General features: G+C 54.8%; 1 protein-coding gene and 1 pseudogene. One reads left to right on the forward strand and one right to left on the reverse strand.

What is annotated here, in order from left to right:
- Positions 1-440: 440 nt before the first annotated feature.
- Positions 441-785 carry a hypothetical protein gene (locus tag AKG11_RS33375; protein WP_245290319.1) on the reverse strand — a complete coding sequence of 115 codons (345 nt, stop codon included), beginning with the start codon at positions 783-785 and terminating at the stop codon, positions 441-443.
- A gap of 656 nt (positions 786-1,441) precedes the next feature.
- Between AKG11_RS33375 and AKG11_RS33380 the strand changes: the two are divergent.
- Positions 1,442-2,513 (forward strand): annotated as a pseudogene (locus AKG11_RS33380) (AAA family ATPase); the annotation flags it as partial.

Consider the following 2,513-nt stretch of genomic DNA (forward strand, 5'->3'; position numbering starts at 1 on the left):
TCTGCAAAATCTGGGCAACAGAGCCGGGACGGTTTAAACTCAATCCGCACCATCAAATGCCGGGACCAAACACCTAGCTTCCCAGCCCTCAGCCAACAGTGATAGCGTTGAAGGCCTACTTCAATCGCTAAACGGGCTTTGTCGCGAAATCTTACCGCGCTCTGCCGATGGACGCTTTTTGGAGACTTCGCTAACGCACCTCAAACGACCGAAATGGAAGCGCATAGTTGCCATTCAGAATTGTCGTTTTGACTTCGAACAAAAGAGCGACCGTACAGAAAAGTGGACGTCGGTAATAACCTGAAAAATCGGCTATCCGATCTCAAAAAGATTATTGATCGTCAGAACCAGAGGAAGATCACCCGCATCCACACCGCGAAAATGCGCCAGGAGCTCTTGCAAGATCTGAAGTCGATAGTCGGCGTCGTCACCTACGACCTTCAATCGGAACAGCTAGTTAGGCCGGACGGATCGCCAGGCGCTTTCCATTCCGCGATTGCATCATGCAACATCCACGAAGAGGGCGCGCTGAGAGTTACCTCAGCGCTTTCAAGCGCTGTGAAGTGGCACCACTCAAACTCATCGGATGCCCACTCCCCTATAAGCTCGCCGTCGACTAGCAGCACGTCTCCTTTGAAGTCTCGATTGTGGTACCCAGTCAGGATGATGCCGTGACGAACCATTGCCCCTGCGTCGGTCATTTCACAAATAGCGCGAAACTGAGAACGCAAAAGGCCGATATCCGAAGCCGTGATGTGGCCGATCTCGAAGATCTTGTATCGCAAGATTCCAGTATACTGGTTGACCCGCCGTCTGCGTGGATTTCACAGGAGAGTTCACCACGGTACTCGGTGTCGATATGCATGACATTGATCGCATTGGTTGATTTGTAGATTTTCGTGACGCTACTGCATTCCCTTCGTGATGTCAGCGACATGTTTTGACCAGGAAGCAGCATTCCAGCTACAGACAGCCCCGGAGTTGTCGCAGTCAGCACACCACTCGACCCAAGGCCTTATAGAAGCCGACCGTCGGACTCGATGTTGCAATGTAAGCTAGCGGCGCCGTCAAAATTTCGATGGAACTGGGGATCCACAGATGCCGGCTCCGACTGTTTCGTAAGATATTCCTACCCATCATGCCGTTCGTTCGGGGCCATGCAACACCTGAAGTTGAAGCCCTTTCCTAGGGTTGACGTTGGCCAACGAACTGAAATCGCACGGCAAGCCTACCAAGTGGCCGAGCGCAAACGCGCGACTGCCCTCTCCGGACATCGGTTTACCGGTTACGGTAGCTGCACAGCGCCGCCGTTCGATGCCCCGAGCCCTCTGCACAAGGCCGCTACCATCGGGCGAAGCTAGTTTGCTTGCACGACCAAAATACGTATCATGCATGCCGCGCGAGCAATCAGTGGATTCCGCGAAAATGACATGGAAATCATATGACGGCCCCGCCTTCGGACACTCCGACAGAACAGTTCAAGCTCTTTTTCTCTTCGCGGACGCCCTCCGACGCCCGATCGATCGAAAATAACACTATTCTGATCACCCCCTCTGGAGACAGTTTCGACGATTTCCGCTTCAAGACGCGGATCAATGTTTTCGTTCGCCGGGATTCTGCTCGCCTGACTGCCGAATTTTCTGGCATGATCGGATTTCTCCAAAACTCCAATGACGAGGTGAATGGCGCTGATCTCATCAAGAGCGCGGCTCCAGACAAGGCGGTGGTCCCCGGGGACGATTTTCCGGAATTCTTCACGCTACTGCCCGACCTCGATGCCTATCGCGGGCTCGTTGCCGATGCAGACGTCGCTGGTGCTCGCGAAATCCTGCTGAAGACCTGCGATCTCGTCGCTCTGGGTGAGTTTTCCGCAAACTCTCCGATTGTACGCGACGCGCCGAACACTGCGGTTTTCCAGTATTCTTTAACGCGTACTGCAGAAGCTTTTTTTGCCTACAAGAACGCAGGACCGATCCTGCGAGGTCTCGGCCATGAGGAAATCGGTCGAATGTCGCCGACGATCGCCGTGTCGTTCAAACTGACGGCTTTTGAAAACAAGCACGAGCTCAGATTCAACTTCGACCATACCGGCTTCTTGCCAAAGCGGATGGCGATCATCATCGGGAAGAATGGTGTTGGGAAAAGCCAGGCGCTTAGCACCATCGCGAAGCAGGCAATAAAAGGCGGCGGCCTGATTGATCCACAAACGGGGGAGCGGGCTCAGTTCAATCGAATGCTGGCGTTTGCCCCAACGAGAGAGGCGCTCTCCATCTTTCCGGGCACGGTGCGACGCCGGCAATATGTTCGCTATTCACGTTATGCCCTGGCGCGATCCACCCCGTCTCGAAAAGCCGGCGGTCTGATCAGCGCGATCGTCAGCGTCGCCCGGTCGAATCAGGCGATCAAGGATCGCAGCCGATGGCAGATTTTCCTCAATTGTCAACGGCGGAGTAAAAACCGGCCACGGGGCGGAGCAACAGTCGGCCACGGTGGCGCCGGCCTGAGACCGCCTG

The organism is Shinella sp. SUS2 (assembly GCF_001262505.1).
Taxonomy (GTDB): domain Bacteria; phylum Pseudomonadota; class Alphaproteobacteria; order Rhizobiales; family Rhizobiaceae; genus Shinella.